This is a genomic window from Acidihalobacter yilgarnensis (assembly GCF_001753245.1).
GTDB classification, from domain to species: domain Bacteria; phylum Pseudomonadota; class Gammaproteobacteria; order DSM-5130; family Acidihalobacteraceae; genus Acidihalobacter; species Acidihalobacter yilgarnensis.
This window is the reverse complement of record NZ_CP017415.1, coordinates 2,772,840-2,790,515: the sequence shown is the minus strand read 5'-3', so window position 1 is coordinate 2,790,515 and position 17,676 is coordinate 2,772,840. Positions and strand designations below refer to the sequence as shown.

At 58.5% G+C, this 17,676-nt stretch carries 20 protein-coding genes and 1 pseudogene; 10 read left to right on the top strand and 11 right to left on the bottom strand.

The window, feature by feature from the left end; genetic code table 11:
• Window positions 1–105: 105 nt before the first annotated feature.
• The 7 genes from BI364_RS13480 to BI364_RS13450 all read left to right on the top strand — a co-directional run bounded on the left by BI364_RS13480 (window position 106) and on the right by BI364_RS13450 (window position 5,334).
• Window positions 106–516, top strand: a complete 411-nt coding sequence (locus tag BI364_RS13480; protein ID WP_070079190.1) for a heavy metal-responsive transcriptional regulator — start codon at window positions 106–108, stop codon at window positions 514–516.
• Window positions 513–3,029 carry a heavy metal translocating P-type ATPase gene (locus tag BI364_RS13475; RefSeq protein ID WP_197495720.1) on the top strand — a complete coding sequence of 839 codons (2,517 nt, stop codon included), beginning with the start codon at window positions 513–515 and terminating at the stop codon, window positions 3,027–3,029. The genes BI364_RS13480 and BI364_RS13475 overlap by 4 nt, the downstream gene beginning before the upstream one ends.
• Before the next feature lie 138 nt (window positions 3,030–3,167).
• Window positions 3,168–3,440, top strand: a complete 273-nt coding sequence (locus BI364_RS13470) for a DUF302 domain-containing protein (RefSeq protein ID WP_233279518.1) — start codon at window positions 3,168–3,170, stop codon at window positions 3,438–3,440.
• Window positions 3,441–3,503: 63 nt separating this feature from the next.
• Window positions 3,504–3,710 (top strand): CopZ family metallochaperone, encoded by a 207-nt coding sequence (locus BI364_RS13465; protein ID WP_070079188.1) that lies wholly within the window; start codon window positions 3,504–3,506, stop codon window positions 3,708–3,710.
• Between the two features lie 24 nt (window positions 3,711–3,734).
• Window positions 3,735–3,986 carry a glutaredoxin family protein gene (locus BI364_RS18010; protein ID WP_070079187.1) on the top strand — a complete coding sequence of 84 codons (252 nt, stop codon included), beginning with the start codon at window positions 3,735–3,737 and terminating at the stop codon, window positions 3,984–3,986.
• 16 nt (window positions 3,987–4,002) lie between these two features.
• A complete protein-coding gene (locus tag BI364_RS13455) occupies window positions 4,003–4,263 on the top strand; it encodes an SHOCT domain-containing protein (RefSeq protein ID WP_070079186.1) in 261 nt (86 codons plus the stop codon).
• A 381-nt stretch (window positions 4,264–4,644) separates the two neighbouring features.
• A complete protein-coding gene (locus BI364_RS13450) occupies window positions 4,645–5,334 on the top strand; it encodes a DUF4396 domain-containing protein (protein WP_070080076.1) in 690 nt (229 codons plus the stop codon).
• 584 nt (window positions 5,335–5,918) lie between these two features.
• Here the strand turns inward: BI364_RS13450 and BI364_RS18410 are convergent.
• From BI364_RS18410 to BI364_RS13415, 8 genes and pseudogenes are all read right to left on the bottom strand, one after another.
• Window positions 5,919–6,389, bottom strand: a complete 471-nt coding sequence (locus BI364_RS18410) for an NAD(P)/FAD-dependent oxidoreductase (protein ID WP_197495719.1) — start codon at window positions 6,387–6,389, stop codon at window positions 5,919–5,921.
• Window positions 6,329–7,102, bottom strand: a complete 774-nt coding sequence (locus BI364_RS13445; protein WP_197495718.1) for an NAD(P)/FAD-dependent oxidoreductase — start codon at window positions 7,100–7,102, stop codon at window positions 6,329–6,331. Before BI364_RS13445 ends, BI364_RS18410 begins: the two co-directional genes overlap by 61 nt.
• Window positions 7,103–7,227: 125 nt before the next feature.
• On the bottom strand, window positions 7,228–8,556 hold the full coding sequence (locus tag BI364_RS13440) for an MFS transporter (protein WP_070079185.1): 1,329 nt from the start codon (window positions 8,554–8,556) through the stop codon (window positions 7,228–7,230).
• A gap of 9 nt (window positions 8,557–8,565) precedes the next feature.
• Window positions 8,566–9,321 carry an MBL fold metallo-hydrolase gene (locus tag BI364_RS13435; protein WP_070079184.1) on the bottom strand — a complete coding sequence of 252 codons (756 nt, stop codon included), beginning with the start codon at window positions 9,319–9,321 and terminating at the stop codon, window positions 8,566–8,568.
• A gap of 73 nt (window positions 9,322–9,394) precedes the next feature.
• Window positions 9,395–9,898, bottom strand: a complete 504-nt coding sequence (locus BI364_RS13430; RefSeq protein WP_070079183.1) for a rhodanese-like domain-containing protein — start codon at window positions 9,896–9,898, stop codon at window positions 9,395–9,397.
• 70 nt (window positions 9,899–9,968) lie between these two features.
• Window positions 9,969–10,727, bottom strand: coding sequence for an IS21-like element helper ATPase IstB (gene istB, locus BI364_RS13425; protein ID WP_070078167.1), 759 nt, complete (start codon window positions 10,725–10,727; stop codon window positions 9,969–9,971).
• 31 nt (window positions 10,728–10,758) lie between these two features.
• A complete protein-coding gene (gene istA / locus BI364_RS13420) occupies window positions 10,759–12,291 on the bottom strand; it encodes an IS21 family transposase (protein ID WP_083251223.1) in 1,533 nt (510 codons plus the stop codon).
• 155 nt (window positions 12,292–12,446) lie between these two features.
• A pseudogene (locus tag BI364_RS13415) lies at window positions 12,447–12,704 on the bottom strand (ArsR/SmtB family transcription factor); the annotation flags it as partial.
• 719 nt (window positions 12,705–13,423) lie between these two features.
• Here BI364_RS13415 and BI364_RS13410 point away from each other — a divergent pair.
• Window positions 13,424–14,119: an APC family permease gene (locus BI364_RS13410; RefSeq protein ID WP_070079182.1), complete on the top strand. Its 696-nt coding sequence runs from the start codon at window positions 13,424–13,426 to the stop codon at window positions 14,117–14,119.
• Between the two features lie 358 nt (window positions 14,120–14,477).
• Here the strand turns inward: BI364_RS13410 and BI364_RS13405 are convergent, their stop codons facing one another.
• From BI364_RS13405 to BI364_RS13395, 3 genes are all read right to left on the bottom strand, one after another.
• Window positions 14,478–15,224 carry an RES family NAD+ phosphorylase gene (locus BI364_RS13405; RefSeq protein WP_070079181.1) on the bottom strand — a complete coding sequence of 249 codons (747 nt, stop codon included), beginning with the start codon at window positions 15,222–15,224 and terminating at the stop codon, window positions 14,478–14,480.
• Window positions 15,225–15,226: 2 nt separating this feature from the next.
• Window positions 15,227–15,595: an MbcA/ParS/Xre antitoxin family protein gene (locus BI364_RS13400; RefSeq protein ID WP_070079180.1), complete on the bottom strand. Its 369-nt coding sequence runs from the start codon at window positions 15,593–15,595 to the stop codon at window positions 15,227–15,229.
• A 111-nt stretch (window positions 15,596–15,706) separates the two neighbouring features.
• Window positions 15,707–16,537: a ferritin-like domain-containing protein gene (locus BI364_RS13395; RefSeq protein ID WP_070079179.1), complete on the bottom strand. Its 831-nt coding sequence runs from the start codon at window positions 16,535–16,537 to the stop codon at window positions 15,707–15,709.
• A gap of 100 nt (window positions 16,538–16,637) precedes the next feature.
• Between BI364_RS13395 and BI364_RS13390 the strand changes: the two genes are divergently transcribed.
• Together BI364_RS13390 and thpR are read left to right on the top strand one after the other, a co-directional pair.
• Window positions 16,638–17,126, top strand: coding sequence for a nicotinamide-nucleotide amidohydrolase family protein (locus BI364_RS13390; RefSeq protein ID WP_070080075.1), 489 nt, complete (start codon window positions 16,638–16,640; stop codon window positions 17,124–17,126).
• A complete protein-coding gene (gene thpR, locus BI364_RS13385) occupies window positions 17,113–17,676 on the top strand; it encodes an RNA 2',3'-cyclic phosphodiesterase (protein ID WP_070079178.1) in 564 nt (187 codons plus the stop codon). Before BI364_RS13390 ends, thpR begins: the two co-directional genes overlap by 14 nt.

Below are 17,676 nucleotides of genomic sequence, written 5' to 3'. Positions count from 1 at the left end.
ATCCATGAAGTCGAATGGCTGTAATCGTTTTCTATGAAGGCTTGACTCTGTAGTTAACTGTAAGGTGTAGGCTTGCTGTGACAGAAATAAAAACGGGGGATTTCCATGCCGGACGAAATGAGTATTGGCACCTTGGCTGAGCGAGCAGGGTTGACGGCGGAAACGTTGCGTTACTACGAACGTCGGGGTTTGATTGAGCCGAGTCGTCGTACAGCGGCCAATTACCGGCTTTACGACGAGATGGCCGCGTCTCGCCTGCGTTTCATACGACGTGCCCAGGCACTCGGGTTTTCATTGGGTGAGATCGCCCAGCTACTTTCTCTACACGCTTATCCAGAGTCTGACATGCATGAGGTCAAGGTTCTTGCGCAGAACAAAATTCGCGAAATCGACCTCAAAATAACCGATTTGCAACGCATGAGACATGGGCTTGAGGTACTGACCGAGCAATGTCCCGGCCGCGGGTCGACCGCCGACTGCCCGATTCTGGGCGCCTTGCTTGAGGAGGACGGATGATGAACGCTGCAATATCGTGGGCTGAATTGGATATCGGGATCGAAGGGATGACCTGTGCCTCATGCAGCGCGCGGGTCGAGCGCGCATTGGCTAAATTACCTGGCGTGGCTAGCGCAACGGTCAACTTGGCCACTGAGCACGCCGAAGTGCGTTTCGACCCGGAGAAAGTGGATGCGGCACGTATCGCGGAAACCATCAGCGAGACAGGTTATAGCCCTACGCTGGCAGAAATCGATCTTGCGGTGGAAGGTATGACTTGCGCCTCTTGCGTCGGCCGGGTAGAACGCGGACTCGCGCGCCAGGCGGGCGTGCTGGAGGCTGAGGTGAATCTCGCCACTGAGCGCGCGCATGTGCGCTACGTGCCGGGCATGATCTCGCTGGAGGAATTGATCGCAGCAGTAGCGGATACGGGTTATGCGGCCAGCACCATCGACGAAGATGGTTCGGGAAACACCACCGATCAGGATCAGCGCCGGATTAAGTTGCGTGCCATGGGGCAAGACCTGATGCTGGCCATCGGGTTGGCCGTCGTGATTTTGGTGTTGTCCATGGGAGCGACTTTTATCCCGGCCTGGGATCGTGCACTGGCTTCGATCAGTCCATTCGCCCATTTTTGGGAATGGGTGCAACTCTTGTTGGCCTCTGTGGTGCTGTTCGGGCCTGGGCGCCGCTTTTTCCGGCCTGGCCTAATTGCCTATCGGCATCTATCGCCCGATATGAATTCCCTGGTGGCTACAGGAACCGGTGCCGCTTGGGCCTATGGTGTTTTCGTGCTCTTGGCGCCCGCGTGGTTCCCCCCCGAGGCGAGGCATGTGTATTTTGACTCGGCAGCGGTCGTCATCGCCGCGGTGCTGGCAGGTAAGTATCTGGAGGAATTGGCCAAGGGACGTACGTCGGCGGCGATTCGCAAGCTCGTCGGGTTGCAATCGAAGACCGCGCATCGGCTGGATGAGACGGGAGTCGAACAAGATGTGCCGGTAGCGCAGCTGCAGGTGGGTGATCGGTTGGTGGTGCGGCCCGGCGAGCGCATTCCAGTGGATGGCCGTGTGGTCGACGGCCAAGCGCATGTAGACGCAGCCATGCTCACTGGCGAACCACTACCGATTTCCAGAGGCGAGGGTGACGAAGTGATCGGTGGCACGGTCAATCTGGACGGTCGACTGGTGGTAGCGGCAACATCCGTGGGGCGTAACACGGTGCTCGCACAGATTGTCAAGCTGGTGGAAAGCGCACAGACCGGTAAGCTGCCGATCCAAGGGCTGGCAGACCGCGTGATACGTATATTCACACCCATGGTGCTGGTCATCGCATTGGTAACCTTTGGCGTTTGGTTGGTCGTGGCCGGGAACGTCAGCGTTGCGTTGGTGGCGGCCGTTGCTGTACTGGTGGTGGCCTGCCCCTGCGCGATGGGATTGGCCACGCCTGCGGCCATCATGGTCGGCACAGGGCGAGCAGCGGAACTCGGTGTGCTATTCCGTAAGGGCGAGGCATTGGAAACGCTCTCGCATGTCGATACCGTTCTGTTCGACAAGACCGGAACGTTGACACAGGGCCTTCCCTCGTTGGCAGAACAAGGCGGGCCGGAGGTCGAGAGCGTGTTGCGTTTGGCTGCGGCACTGGAAATGGCCTCCGAACACCCTCTGGGCCGGGCGATTACCACTGCGGCAAAGGAGCGTGGCCTGGCGTTGCCGGTGGTCGAGAATTTTCGTGCGGTTGCCGGGCATGGCATCCAGGGATACATCGAGGGGAGGGTGATTCGAGTCGGTGCACGTCGTTTCTTGGAGCGAGAGGGTGTTGATCTGGACGTATTCACCGAAAAGGCCGCAGACCTGGAAGGCACCGGACGTACTGTAATATTCGTGAGCGCCGACGAAATCTTGCTTGGCTGGTTGGCGATTGAGGATCGCATCAAACCAGAGGCCCGCGCGGTAATTCAAGCCCTGCGCAAGCGAGGGTTGCATGTGGCCATGGTGACCGGTGACGCACGGCGCACGGCGCAAACGGTGGCGTCGGCGCTGGGTATCGACGAAGTCCATGCGGAGGTGCTACCGCAGGACAAGGCCAGAGTCGTCAACGAACTGCAAGACAAAGGCGAGCGCGTAGCCTTCGTGGGCGATGGTATCAACGATGCGCCAGCACTGGCTCAGGCCGATGTGGGCATCGCACTTGCCTCGGGAACGGATATCGCCATTGAGGCAGCCGATGTGACACTCACGCGTGGCCAGTTGAGTGAAGTCATCACGGCACTAGATGCCGCGCGGTGTACATTGGGCAATATCCGAGGCAACCTGTTCTGGGCTTTTTTCTACAATATTCTGCTAATTCCGATCGCAGCTGGCGTGGCAGCACCCGTCGGCGTGCATCTCAGTCCGATGGTGGCCGGCGTGGCGATGGGGCTGTCGTCAATTTTCGTGCTCGGCAACAGTCTGCGACTCAAGAGACTTAATGCCTTCGTTGCACCCGTATCATCGAACGGCTCTTCAACCCATCAGCTTGAGCCTACCCATCCCTGAATAGGAGATATCAAGCATGAGTCAATATGTTTTTACCGCACCGGGTCTGGGCGATTTCAATATGACCGTTCAACGGGGTACTGGGCGCTCAAGGTCGAGGGTTTTGGTGCCCTGACTACGATTGGCGTGGCGGCCACAATGAAGACCAAACTGGGCATTGACAGGAAGCCCTATGTCATCCTCGGGACTTGCAATCCTCAGTATGCGCATCAGGCGTTGGAGGCCGAGCCAGACATCGGCGCCCTGTTGCCCTGCAATATAGTGGTGCGAGAAGAAAGCGGCCGTTCCGTGAGTGTTGTATTCATGGATCCGGCCGCCGTACTGGGCATGGTGGATAAGCCGCAAATTACCCAGCTCAGCAGTGAGATTCGAGTGAAACTCAAGCGCGTGGCCGAGACGCTGCGCGCTTAGCACATTCACGCATGATCCTTGTGCGTACAATCACTTCATTGCCAACAGAGGAGTAGCTAACACATGAATGATATTGAACTGACAATCACCGGTATGACTTGCGAACATTGCGTACGCGCGGTGACGCAGGCGCTGGAGGGTGTGCCCGGCGTGAGCAAGGCCGAGGTTACATTGAAACCAGGCAAGGCCATCGTATATGGTCAAACTGACGCGACTCCGCTGATCGCGGCGGTGGAAAAGGAGGGTTATCAAGCGGAGGTGCAGGGCTAAAGCCCTGCACACTGACAATCATGCCTGATCGCATATTCCTGTACAACGAGCCCAGGTTGCCCTGATTGCGCCGCGGTACGGCGCTATCTACAGGCACGTGGTGTCGAATTCGAAGAACGCGATATCACAATGCCCGGTATTGCGGATGAAGCCAAGATGGATTACGGCGTGCGAGTGGCGCCCATCACGGTAATTGGCACGCAAGCGCTGTGGGGTACCTTTGCCAATCAGAAGCCAGAGCTCGATGCTCTGTTGTCAAAAACCAAAATGATTTAAAGGGGAGGGAGTCAGTATGCCAGGTTATGGATCTGACGGATTTTTCGGTGCGATGTGGGGGATGCCGGTCATGGGATTGCTGGGCATGTTGCTGATTTTGATCGTCGTGGTATGGGTCATCGTGACTGTGGCGCGCGCTGGCTGGGGGCGGCAAGAACAACTACCGCTCGACAAACCGATCCGAGATCCGGCGCTGGATATGCTTCGCGAGCGATATGCGCAAGGCGAGATTGATCGTGAAACCTTCGAGCGCATGCGGCGCGATCTCGAGCACTGAGCGGAGTAGCAAGAAAATAAGCAAACAAATGGATACCACTCGCCGGTGCGTGTTGCAAGCGTCGATTACGCGCGCAAGTCTTGCTTTAATCTTTGGCGCCCGCACTACGGATCCAGCCAGTTAGAGGTGCATATGGGCGCGGCGGTTGGAAGGATCCCGTGCATGTGAGACATGCTGAAGCTGTCGTGTTGTCGGGCGCCGTCTCACCAACGCACAAACACCAGTATCCTTATATGTCGCGACTTTGCCGTATCCTCCGAGCAAGAAGAAGATAACGGCATGATGAGGCCATTCACAATGGCCTGAACACACGTTTGGCGTTGGTCATACGCTGATTGTGTTGTGTGGCCCTACAGTACGCATCATTTTTTGGGGGAGACGATGTTACAACCAAGTACTTTGGTTTGGCTGGCATGGATCGCGCTGGCTTTCGGCCTAGTATCAGCGATCGTTATCGTGGTGGACATTGTTAACGGGCGGCGGCAGCAGATGAAGATCATGGAGATCGCATGGCCGATTACCGGCCTTTACATGGGGCCACTTGGTTGGTGGGCCTATCTCAAATTCGGACGTGTACCGAAAATGGCAAGTGCCGCTGCTGGCACACATCACCACAGCGGGGAAAAACCGTTCTGGCAAGGTGTTTTCATCTCCACGACGCATTGTGGAAGCGGCTGTACACTTGGTGACATCGTATCTGATACAGGACTTTATTTGAGTGGCCTGACGTTGTTCGGCTCCACATTGCTGACATCGTACTTCTTCGATTTCAGTCTAGCCTACGTAATCGGCATTCTGTTTCAATATTTGCCGATTCGAGCCATGGGGGAATCTAACCGCTGGCGAGCCTTCAGCAAGGCACTCAAGGCCGACACCTTCTCGCTCATCGCTTTTGAAGTGGGGCTCTTCGGTTGGATGGCACTGGTGCAGATGGCCTGGTTCCCAGGAGGTCTCGATGCAGCAAATCCGTTGTTCTGGTTCATGATGCAGATCGGGATGACAATCGGATTCATGACCTCTTATCCGGTCAACTGGTGGCTGGTACGTGCAGGTATCAAGCATGGTATGTAATTGCGCATGTGGCGCCACGCCACCCTCGCGGCCATGAGCCAGACGCTCCCTTATTTGAGGTCCTTGGGGCATCAAGCGGACCGGAGATCAGCTACGATAGCTGTCGTGTACGAGGCGGTCGAGGATGGTATCGGCTTGAGACGGAATCGATGGGGGAGGAGGGGCCGATGATCTCGGCTGTTTACCCGGCGTAGTCGACGAACACTGCTTGTCGGCGCGATGGGCCTAGCGCAACCAGATCAAGCTTACCCGGTATCGGCAGAGTCTCCAGGGGGTCGCAGGATACTATCTTCCCACAGCAACGGCAGAGCTACGCCGGGGCTGATGGAGTGTCGGTCAATGTCAGGCAGCGGTCGGCTTTAAGTATCATGGTCAGCGCGAACAAATAGCTGCATCTTGAGCTGCCGTCGCAAAACATCTCGGATTTTGCGCATGGACAATCGCTCGATTGCGCACCCCTCGCGCCGTTGAAAAAGTCGATCCTAGAACGGTGATGTCCTGATGGCGGCGAAACGGGTGAGCGAATGAACGAAAAATACGCAGATTTAACAGCAGGTTGTTGAAATTTTAGATTTCAGTGGTTTTTATAAATGCCGAAGATAATATAGAAATATCCACTCGAACGACCCTTTAACGCGAATCAGTATTTTTGAGCGTCTAGGAAAAATATTCCAGAATGGTGGTTTGCCGTCTTCAGAGACGTGCATCCATAACGCGTCATTCTCCATATCCAGTATGCACGAAAGTTCGTGGCGATAGCGATTGGTTGCGCTCTTTCCGGCTAGCACGGCCTTCATGTTTCGTGCCGCCGCTTTGGCGCGTAGCTGTGCCATATGGGCCTGATGCGGCACCCATGGCGGAGGGGCTTCATGACTGGCGCAATCGCCTGCGGCAAACACATTATGTAATTCCCTGGCTTGCCCATATCGATCGACATCAAGGTGGCCTCCCACAGAAATGGGAAGGCAGGACTGTTGCGCGAATTTTGGACCAGTCATTTCCGGCGAATAGAGCACCAAATCAGCTTTGCGGAAAGTGCCGTCCGGATTGACCATGCCCCCTCGACGAATTCGACAGGAGCATACCCGTCGTCAAGAATGATCTCCCGCTCTCGGAGCCGGTCTGTGAGCACACCTTTTTCTCCTGGGTTTCGATTGGGTGAAAAAAAATGAATCTCGAACTGATCACGCACTCCTCTTTTTCTCAAGGCATAATCCAGAAGGCAGACGCACTCATACATCGGCCCGGTGCGTCCGGCGACAAAACCGTCCGTCTTGTTGATCTTGAATCCGATATAGACGATCCCGCCGTCTAGCGACGCAAGCTTAGCCATGAAACGCTCCATGTCATCGGGTCCATAACAAGGCGAATAGGTGTGCTCCTCCGTTCCTGGGATATCATCTTTCCTGAAAGACGGACCCGTGCCGAGAAAGAGGGCGTCATTCGTGTACGTTCCCCGGTCCGTGATCACCGTTCTTCCGTTATCCCGCACATCGGTCACCTGGCCTTCGACAAAACGAATGTTTCTCCGCTGCAGGAAGGGACGAATGTCGACCGTAATGCCTGCTTTGTTCCGCTTTCCAGTCAGAAATCCAGGGATTGCCGGGATGTATACGAATACCCCGTTTCCGATCACGGTGATGTCGTAGCGGGAATGGATTCTCCGAATGAACCAGGCAAAGAAGGGGAAGGCAGGACTAGCAAGAAAGTACATGATGAAAAACAGAGAAGCGAATCCATTGCCTGCAATGACGACCTTTTTTTTCATATAACCCCGAGTAAAAAACTGGCGATTGCACTTTACTTCCTGGGCGCCGATGAGCGCTCGAAAAGTTATTATCCATTTCAGCTAAGCCCTGGCAGGGCGCGTTTCTGATTCCACGGGAATATCCTTTACAACACATCGTTCGGTGTTGGCGCTGGATTGATCCGCGGGTGCGTTTCCTCACTGCCAAAAGCGACCCAGGCGCCCGATATCAGCAGCAATGCGATTGTGGTCCAGAACGCCGGCACAACGTGGTGGCTGGCCTGGGCCACCCAGCCCAGCAGCAGGCCGCCGATGGCGTAGCCAGTGTCGCGCCAGTAGCGATACGCGCCCAACGAAGCACCTCGCCAGTGCGGATCGGAGATGTCGTTAACCGCGGCGATGATGTTGGGATACAGCATCGCCATGCCGGTTCCCATGAGAGCTGCGGCCGCTAGCCAGAGGGTGAGTCCTTGCAGCAGCAACACGCCCAGGATGCCCAGTGCCAAGAGCCATAATCCGGAAGCGATCAGCCACTTGCGGCCAATACGGTCGGACAGCGGGCCGCTCCACAGCTGTGAGATACCCCACACCGCCGCATAAACACCGGTGATCCAGCCGATGCCGATCAGTCCGAGACCGCGCTGATGTAGATAAATCGGAAAAAGAATCCATACCAGCGTATCGGCCACTTTATTGATCACGCCGGCCTGACTGAGCGCGCGCAGAGTGGGGTGACGGAATGACACCAGTAGGAATATCTCCCAGGCGCCGGGTTGCTCGGAACGGGTTTGTGGAATGCGCGCCTTTGGGCCGTCATGGCGTCCTTCGCGGTGGGCGCGGCTCTCGGCATGGGCGAAACCTAGCGTCTCGCGCACAAACCAGAGGGTAGTCAACGCGGCGAGCAGAATCACTCCCAGCGAAAACCCGAACAGTGCGACTCGCGGACCGTAAGCGGTCGCCAGGACTCCCGTCGTCAGCCCGGCTACGCCCATGGCGGCATAGCCACCGAACTCATTGATCCCCACCGCCAGACCTCGTTGTTCGGTACGTGCCAGATCCACCATGCTGATCACGGTGACCGACCAGGCCAGTCCCTGACTGATGCCGAGGAATACGTTCGCGATGACGACCCAGCCCCAGCTCTGTGCGTACAGCAACAGGAAAGGGATCGGTAAGGCCGCCAGCCAACCGAGCAGCAGCACCCGTTTGCGTCCGATGCGATCGGCCATGGTGCCAGCGGCGAAGTTCACGAGCCCCTTGACGAAACCGAATGCGATGACGAAGGAGGCCAGCCACAGAAAGGCCCCTTTGGACACGCCGAAATCGGCAGACAATGCCGGCAGCACGGTTCGCTCAGTGCCCAAGGTCAGACCGACGAACACCACTTGCAGAGTCTGCATGAAAAATTGCCAGACATTGAGACGGATACCGCGCTGGTGGGCTTCGTCTTGACTCACGGTGGGATCGAAATTCATCGCAATGCCTTAAACTACAACGGAAGGAGCTGGTTTGAGTCCAAGATTGGCCTCGACCATGCGATCCATTTCGGCGGGACGCTGCGGAATTTCCAGGGTCAAGGCTTCGACAAACGCTTCGCGGGGCATGCTCAGCATGGGATTCCAGCGTTTTTCGAATCCGATGGTCGAGACCGGTTTACCTGAGATGCCCGCACCGCACACGCTGCCTGCCACATGTCCTGCATAGATTTCCGTTTCATCGGGCAGATCCAGCAATTTTTCACGTAGGCTGTCCCATAGTTGGTCGGCCATTTCAACCTCTCTGTCCGCGAGATCGGGGCGACCCACTGCGCCCACGAACAGCGTGTCTCCGGTCAACACGAACCAGGGTTGATCGCCGCGGCGCTTGTCGGTGACCAGAAGGCATACCGAATCCGGGGTATGTCCGGGCGTGTGCATCACGTCAATGGCGACGTTGCCCACCTCAATGCGTTGTTTATCCGCTAGCGCCTCGAAATCGAATTGAACATTGCCTTTGTCCGACTCATGCAGGCAATAAAGGCCGCCGCTACGTTCGGCCAATGAGCGGCCGCCGGAGTAATGGTCGGCGTGAATATGCGTGTCGATGACATGCGTGATGCGAACATCCTGCTTACGGGCTTCCTCGATGAACCAGTCTTCGTCTCCCCGCACGGGATCGACGGCCACGGCCACATGGCAGGAACCGCAGCCGAACAGGTAGGACAGAGTGGCATCCTTTGTGGGCAGTTGTCTGAAAAACATGGTCTATCCTCCTCAATGAGATAGATTTGCGGTCAGTCATCCTTGATGGCTGTCAAGTGTTTGTTTGCCTGCATTAGTCACCGAACGCAGGGCACAGCCTTGCCTCGACCGGCAGACCTTGCGCCCGCCACTCCGCTACGCCATCTTCAAGGCGCGTGGCCCGATAACCTTCCCGGCTCAATAAGGTCACGGCCTCTTTGGCCATCACGCAGAATGGCCCGCGACAATACGCCACGATGGGTATGTCTTGCGGCAGTTCCGCCAGGCGTTTGCGTACCTGGGCAAGTGGTATGGAGAGCGCGTACGGTAGGTGACCTGCAGCGAATTCCGTCTCGGGACGCACGTCCAGTACGACAACCTCGCCCCGCTTGGCTAGTTCAAGCATCTGCGTACGGTTGATTGGGGTCAGTTTTGCCGTCTCTTCCGACATCCTGGCGAGTGCATCCTTCAGTTCAAGCAAATGCGCCTCGGCCAGTGATCGGACACTCACCCAGAAATCCGCCACACTACGATCAGCGAGGCGATAAAACACGTGCTTGCCTGCGTATTTCGCGTGATTCGGCCACCTGTTTCGCATTTATTCGGCCACCTGTTTCACGGTGATTCGGCCGGGGCAGTCGGAGCGAAGCGACGCAGGGTTTGCATTGTTACTCGGAGTCGGTGGAGACGGTCAAGTTCCTGGCTCGCCGTTTGCGCATTGATTCGCCCTTGAGGGTGATTCGATAGCCGTTGTGCACGAGGCGGTCGAGGATGGCATCGGCTAGGGTGGGATCGCCGATGATCTCGTGCCAGTGCTCGACCGGTAACTGGCTGGTCACGAGCGTGGCGCGCTGGCCGTGGCGGTCGTCGAGCAGTTCCAGCAGATCACGCCGTGCGGTGGCGTCCAGCGGGCCGAGGCCCCAGTCGTCGAGCACGATCAAGTCGGTTTTGGCGAGGCTGGCCATGAGCTTGGGGAAGCGCCCATCGGCGTGGGCGAGTTGCAGATCCTCGAACAGCCTGGGGGCCCGCAGGTAGCGAGTGGTAAAACCCTGCCGACAGGCCTGCTGGGCGAGTGCACAGGCGATCCAGGTCTTGCCCACGCCGGTGGGACCCAGGAGCAGCAGATTGAGACCCTCACGGATCCATTGGCCGGTGGCCAGTTGGGTGATCAGGCCTTTGTCGAGGCCACGCCGGGTGCGGTAGTCGATGTCCTCCAGGCAGGCGTTTTGTTTGAGCTTGGCCTGGCGCAACCGCGTCTGTAGACGGCGATCCTCACGCTCGGTCAGTTCGCGGTCGGCGAGTAGGCCGAGGCGTTCCTCGAAGCTCAGGTCTTCGATCTCGGGCAAGGCGAGTTGGTCACGCAGCGCCTTGTGCATGCCGGTCAGGCGCAGTTGCTGGAGCTTGTCCAGGGTGGGATGGTGCAACATGGTGTGTGTCCCTTGTTGGATGGGTGAAGGATCAGTGGTAGTAGCCGGGGCCACGCAGATGGTCGTGCGCCTCGGGTAAGGACAGTGCCTGTTGTTCGGGCAGAGGCTGGCGATCGAGACCGCGCTTGAGGATCGATTCGAGGCTCTTGTAGCGACAGGCGCCGAGCAGCAGGGCGCGTTGGCAGGCGGCTTCGAGGCGATCCTGACCGAAGCGTTCACCCAGGCGCATGATCCCTAAGCAAGAGCGGAAGCCTTGCTGGGGATGCGGCCGGGACAGGACCTGGCTGATCACCCCGGCGGTGGCCGGACCGCTTTTCTCGGCCCAGCGCACCAGTCGCTGCGGCGTCCATTCGGCATACTCACGGTGGGCCTTGGGCATGTGCGCGGTGATCGTGGTGTGACGGCCCTTGGCCGGGGAGCGTACATGGCTGGCGACGCGCTGGCCCTTGTGGAAGCACTCCAGGGTATGGGCGGTCAGCCGGGCATCGAGCTGTTGCCTGACCAGGGCGTACGGCACTGAGTAGTAATGGCCGTCGACCTCGACGTGGTAGTCGATGTGTACCCGGACCTTTTTCCAGGTGGCGAACACATAGGGCGTGGCGGGCAACACCCGCAGGGCGGGCTGATCGATCTGTTCGAAGGCCTCACGGCGTGTGCCGGGCAGCTTCTTGAACGGGCGGTTGTTGAGCCGCTCCAGCAGGGTCGCGATCGCGGCATTGAGTTCCTTCAACGTGAAGAAGGTGCGATGACGCAAGGCGGCGAGGATCCAGCGCTCGACCACCAGCACGGCGTTCTCGACCTTGGCCTTGTCGCGCGGCTTGCGCACGCGTGCGGGGACGACCGCCACGCCATAGTGCTCGGCCAGTTCCGCATAGCTGGGGTTGAGGTCCGGCTCATAACGGCACGCCTTGCTGACGCCGCTACGCAGGTTATCCGGGACGACGACCTCGCTCACCCCGCCGAGGAACTCAAAGGCCCGCACATGCGCACCGATCCAGTCGGGTAGCGTCTGTGTCCAGGTCGCCTCGGCGTAGGTGTAGTTGGAGGCCCCGAGCACCGCGATGAAGACCTGCGCGGTACGCACCTCACCGGTGTGTTGGTCGATGATCTCGACCGTCTGGCCGGCATAGTCGACGAACAGCTTCTCGCCGGCACGATGGGTCTGGCGCATCACCCGATCGAGCTTGCCGGCCCAACGGCGGTAGTGGGTACAGAACCACGTATAGGCGAAGCCGTCGCGGTAAGCCGCCCGGTACTCTTCCCACAGCAGCATCAGAGTGACGCCGGGACGGCGCAGTTCCTGATGCACCACCGGCCAGTCCGGTAGTGGGCGCGTAGCGGCCGGTACCGCCGACGCGGGCGGGAACAGACGACGCTCGATCTCGGTATCGCTCAAGCCCGCCGGCAGCGGCCAGTTCAAACCCGAGACAGCAAAGCGTCGCTCGTACTCGGCCACGCTGCTGCGGGCGATGCGCACGCTCTCGGCGACCTGGCGGGCGGGCAACTGCGCTTCGAACCGCAGTCGTAAAACTTCTCGAATCTTGCGCATGGACAATCGCTCCATCTCGACCCCTTCGCTCCGTTAAAAGGGTCGATCCTAGTGGATGATGTCCTGCGTCACCCCCTGCCCACGGGGTGGCCGAATGGCCGTGAAACGGGTGGCCGAATGGCCGTGAAACGGGTGGCCGAATGCGCGTGAAATGGGTGGCCGAATCAGCGTGAAATCAGTGGCCGAATGACCGCGAAATACGCATGCTTGCCTTCCCGCCGTGTCTCGACCAAACGGGCCTGGCGTAGTTCCTTGAGGTGCGCGCTGGCCAGCTTGATAGAAATCCCCGCCTCGGCCGCCAGTTGATCGACGGATTTCTCCGCCTGGGCAAGCAGTTCGATTAGTTCCAGACGCTTGGGGCTGGCAACCGCCTTGCCAATGCGGGCCACCTGTGTGTAGAGCAAATCTTTGATTTCACGTTCAGTCATATGAGGTAAACACTCCAAGGAGTGTTAGAACATAATCCATGAATCCGATTGTGTCAAATTCAACACAGACACTCCCTGGATGAGTAGCAGATCAATGGGTGTTTCGGGTGATAACTCAAACTTGCTATTAGGATCACGTCAGAAATGCATGCGAGTCTCAGGTCAAAGAGACTTAAGAGGTAAACAGAACGAGATGACAACATGGATTTGTTAGATCTAGGCAATCTCCGCCAACTGGCCGTTCAGGAGTCTGAGCACGATTACCATATAGAAGCTTCCAGCAACCGAACGGATCACCGGTGTACCTACTGCGGCTGTGCTGCCACAGTAGGTTTCGTACACACTTCTTTCAATTTCTTGTTTTTCAAACAAAATCTACCGCACCAAAATTCTACAGAATTTTACTTTGCGCACTACGGCCAAGCTGAAAGCTTGATTCAAGCAATCCGTCATTCTGGATCCGTCGTCTGTCGTGTCTCCATCGAATGACCGGTGCCGAAGAGGTAAGGGTCGGCCGAGGTCGCGGTATGAGGCGACGTCCCCCAATGGGGTCTGCCCACGTCCCGGCATGGGGCGATTGCCCTGACGCATCAGGCCTTATCCGACCGATCAAACGGTATGGGTATTGCTACTGATTATCGCGAATGGAAGGCAATAGGGGGGGGCGGTCGCCACGCGCGCGCGTGGCGACCTGAACCTTTATTGCGGAGGAAAGAGATATGGTCGTGACACACGATGCAATACGCGTGAGCGCCAGTGCCGGCAAGCTACGCCGTGAGGCAGGCATGCTGAGTCTGTTGTTCGCCAGTCTGGGCGGCATGATCGGTTCTGGCTGGTTGTTCGGCCCGCTCAACGCGGCCAAGGTTGCCGGTCCTGCAAGCCTGCTGTCCTGGGTGATCGGTGGGTTCGCGATCCTGCTGCTGGCCTTTGTCTACGCCGAGTCGGCGACCGCTTTTCCGCGCGCCGGCGCGGTGGTGGCCTTTCCCAAGCTCAGCCACGGCAATCTCATGGCCATGGTCATGAGTTGGGTGGTGTTTCTGGGCTATGTCTCGGTACCGCCGGTCGAGGTGATGGCGGTGCTCAGTTACGCCAATAACTATCTGCACGGTCTGGTGGCGCCGCACACCGGTGTGCTCACGACCATGGGCTTCTTCGTGGCGGCGGCGATGCTGGGCGGTTTCGTGTTGCTCAATAGCTTCGGCATCCGCTGGCTGCTGCGCATCAATACCACGCTGATGTGGTGGAAGCTGGCGGTGCCGGCGATCACGATCCTCGCATTGCTGTTGTTTTCCTTCCATGCCGGTAACGGCTCGGTGCAGGGTTTCGCGCCCTATGGCTCGCAGGGGGTACTCTCGTTGGTAGGCCTGCTTTTACAAGTGTGGCTGCGATTTCTCCACGCCGTATCCCATTCCTAACCAGCCCCCTAAGCAGGCCTCTAGCCTGTCTAATACTCTCGGTAAGGCTCAGCATTAATGCGGGGTTCGCGCTGGCAGATCAGCCAGTTATTATTAGACAGCAAGTATATAAAAAGTAAGCCTAATCAAATGCCTGCAGTGCATTAAACAGGTACTGCTGCATCATCGGCGTGTGTTCGGGTCTGTTGGTGTTGGCGGTTTGCTTGCTGGCCTTGTTCAATGACTGCCCCGTTCTGTTTGATCGTGCCGCCATGCACGCGGATTCGCTTGCAGGTGCGACAATATGGTGTGACGTGATGTCGGGCGGCGAGCTGTGGCCGCGCCTGCGTGCGCGCCATGGTAGTCGTTCGAATAGGCTTCAGGGAGCAGGTGCGGGGAGATGTCCGTCCACTTCGAAGATCTCGCGCTCGAACTGAAGACCCTCATCGTGGTGTGCTGCGACGAACACGACGCGATCGACGGTCGTGGTGCAACGCCAACTGCGCAGGTCGCGTGGGGCGCCGCTGAATACACCGGGACTGAAGACCACGAGATTGCGCCCATGTTTGGGATCGCGCGCAGAAATATAGCGGGCCACTTCAACGCCTTCGCGGCGCATGGCGTCTCCAAGATGCTGGGCGGTGGTGTAGGTCGATCTGGATGAGATGGCGTCCACATAGACATCGAAGGGTGGAATGTCCAGACAGACGGCGTGCGTTGCGCGTATGCCTACTCGGAAGCTGCTCAGATCCGTGTTGACCCCACCCGCGGGTGGCGAGCTCATGCCGGTGAGGAACACGAATCGATAATACGCCGTTTCGGCTAGCGCGGTGTTTATGTTCAGGCTGGCGTAGAACATGCCGCCAACCTCGCGGCCGCCGAAGCGCGAGCCGTGGCGTAACGGTGGGTAGCGGAAGGGGCTTTGCAATAGATAGGGTAGGCGCATGACGGTGGGCGGCAGTGCCGGCTTGGTTTGCTCGATCAGTTCTTCGAGCAGGGCCTGCTCGGCCAGGGTGTCGACGAGATCCAGGGTGGCGGCGCGCGCCTGGGATTCGACGACACGGTAGACGGAGATTTGCAGTGCCCCGATATGGTGTGCGCCGTGACAGGCCTCCCAGATATCCACGTTCAGGTCTTGCCTCGCATTGCATCCAGATAGGCCAGCACGGCGGTCAAGCCCTCGACCCGCGTCAACATCTGTCGGGGCATGGCATGCAGGTGTCGGTTTTCGGTGTTCAGCCAATGTTGCATGTGGACTCTATTGCCGCCCATGAGCGCGTACAGATCGCGGTAAACGCGAATCAGCAGCAGAGATAATTCCCCGCTCTTGCTGGCCGGGTCTAGGCTACCGTTGCGCCGGTGGCGCTGTAGCGTGGAGCGGTCGCATCCGAGGATAAAGGCCAGTTCGCCGATTTTGATCCCCAAGCTGCCGGCCGCATTGAAGAGCGCCTTGGCAAGCACAGATTTTTCCTCGGCATGGCGTTGTTGCTGGTTCATGGGGACTCCGTGTGCATGGAGCATTTGCGCGATATTTTGACTAATTGTAGCAAATGCACCAAGCGAATGTGCCGGGATTTCCTCGGCGAGCATTCAGTCCGTATGGGGGCTTCAACTCAGTAGATGTCTTGCAGCCAAGCGGACGAGCGGCTCGGTCAGGCGCCGGGCAGTGTCCGATAGAGCCAGGGGCTTGAGTCCCATGTGGACCGCCATACGGTAGGGGTAGTGCGTGCGCGCGAGCCGTCGTGCCTGAAGATTGAATTGTCGGTAGGCGCCTTCGTCGAAGCGTCCATGGCGTGCGTGGTAGGCGTGCTTGAAGGCGAAATAGGCATCTTCGCTGTCGATTTCCCTGATTCGCCCCAGAAGCGCCATGAAGACGGCGCGGCGAGGTGTGTGCTCGACGGCGCGGTAGCGTAGGAAGGCTTCGTGGAAGTGCTGGTAATGATAGGTTTCGTCGGTGCGGATGCGGCATGCCAGGTCGCGAAGCACGGGTTCCGGGCTGGCGCGATACAACATCGTGTATAGCGAGGAGGTGCCTGTTTCGACGAGGCATCGGGCCGCCATCTCCAATCCTCGGGTTGGCCCGAGCAGCTCGGTTTTGCAGAAGCGTTCATAATCGGCATAGAAATTCCGATAGGCGTCGTGCCAGTCAAACGTTGGCCAAACCGCGGCGATGTAGCGGCGCAAGGCCCGTCCGTGCTGCATCTCCTCCGGCAGCCACTCGTCCTGAAGCCAGCGCTGTAGCGATTCGTCGCCGTCGAAATATTCGATCAGATTGCGGGTGTAAAGCTCCGTGGTGATTTCCACGAAGGAAGCCGACACCAGTAGGTTGAAATAGAATTCCTGGTCGGCAATGTGCGTGGGGTCGATGGCGTCGAAGGCAATATCTTCGAGGCGCCAGCGGCTGGTTGCGCTTGTTTGGATTTCGATCTGACTTGGCATCGCAAACTCCGCAATGCTGGGGTCATAAGTGATTGAAGGGTTACAGTGTATTCCTAATAGTCTGACCGTGCCGGCGGTCGCGGGTTCATGGGAGGTGGTGATGAGTGGCGATGGGATGGCGCTGGCCGAGCGCCTGGGGCGCGTGCTGGCGACTCGGGGAATGAAGCTGGTCACGGCGGAGTCTTGCACCGGGGGGTGGATCGCCAAGCGGATCACCGACATTGCCGGTAGCTCGGCTTGGTTCGAGATCGGGTATGTCACCTACAGTAACGATGCCAAACACAAATTATTGGGCGTATCTGAAAGGGTATTCGAGACCGCTGGCGCGGTGAGCGCCAGCTGCGTGCGTGAGATGGCGGTCGGTGCGTTGGTGCGCGGCGGCGGTGATATCGCTGTCGCGGTCAGTGGTATTGCTGGCCCAGGTGGCGGGAGTCCGGAGAAACCGGTCGGCACAGTTTGGTTCGGGTATGCGCTGGTTGACGGCACAATCGAGGCTGAATCCGGTTTTTTTCGCGGAGATCGTGACGCAATCAGACGTGCGGCCGTCGACTGCGCCCTGCGCGGATTACTCACTCGTGTCGAAAACTGATTCGGCGCGCGCATTTTTCGCGTTGTTGCCAGACGGCGCCGCGCGGGCGGCGTTGGGCGCTGTGGCGAGCGCGCTCCCACCCGAGGCAGGGTGTCCGGTGATGCCGACCAATTTGCATCTGACGTTGGCTTTCGTCGGTGATAGCGATGCCGCACGGCTCGCCTGCCTGCATGCGCGGGCGGCGACGGTGCCGATGTCGCCCTTGAACATTCGCTTGAGTCGACTGGGTGGCTTTCGGCGCGGTCGCGTTTGGTGGCTTGGCCCGAATCGCTCTCTGGCGGATTTACGGGCGCTGGTTTCGCGCCTTGCCTCCGCGCTTTCGCCCTGTGGGTTCGAGCCTGAGCGTCGCCCCTTCCGGGCGCATGTGACGTTATCGCGTGGCGCGCGTGCTGAGCCTGAGGGCGTGCATATGATGCCAATCGAATGGGTGGCGTCCGATTTTGTCCTGATGGCTTCCCGACAAACAGCCGAAGGTGTGTGCTACGAGGTGCTGGCCCGTTACCCATCGGATGTAGACGCGCCTTTGTCGGCGGGGTTATCTGTGGGATAA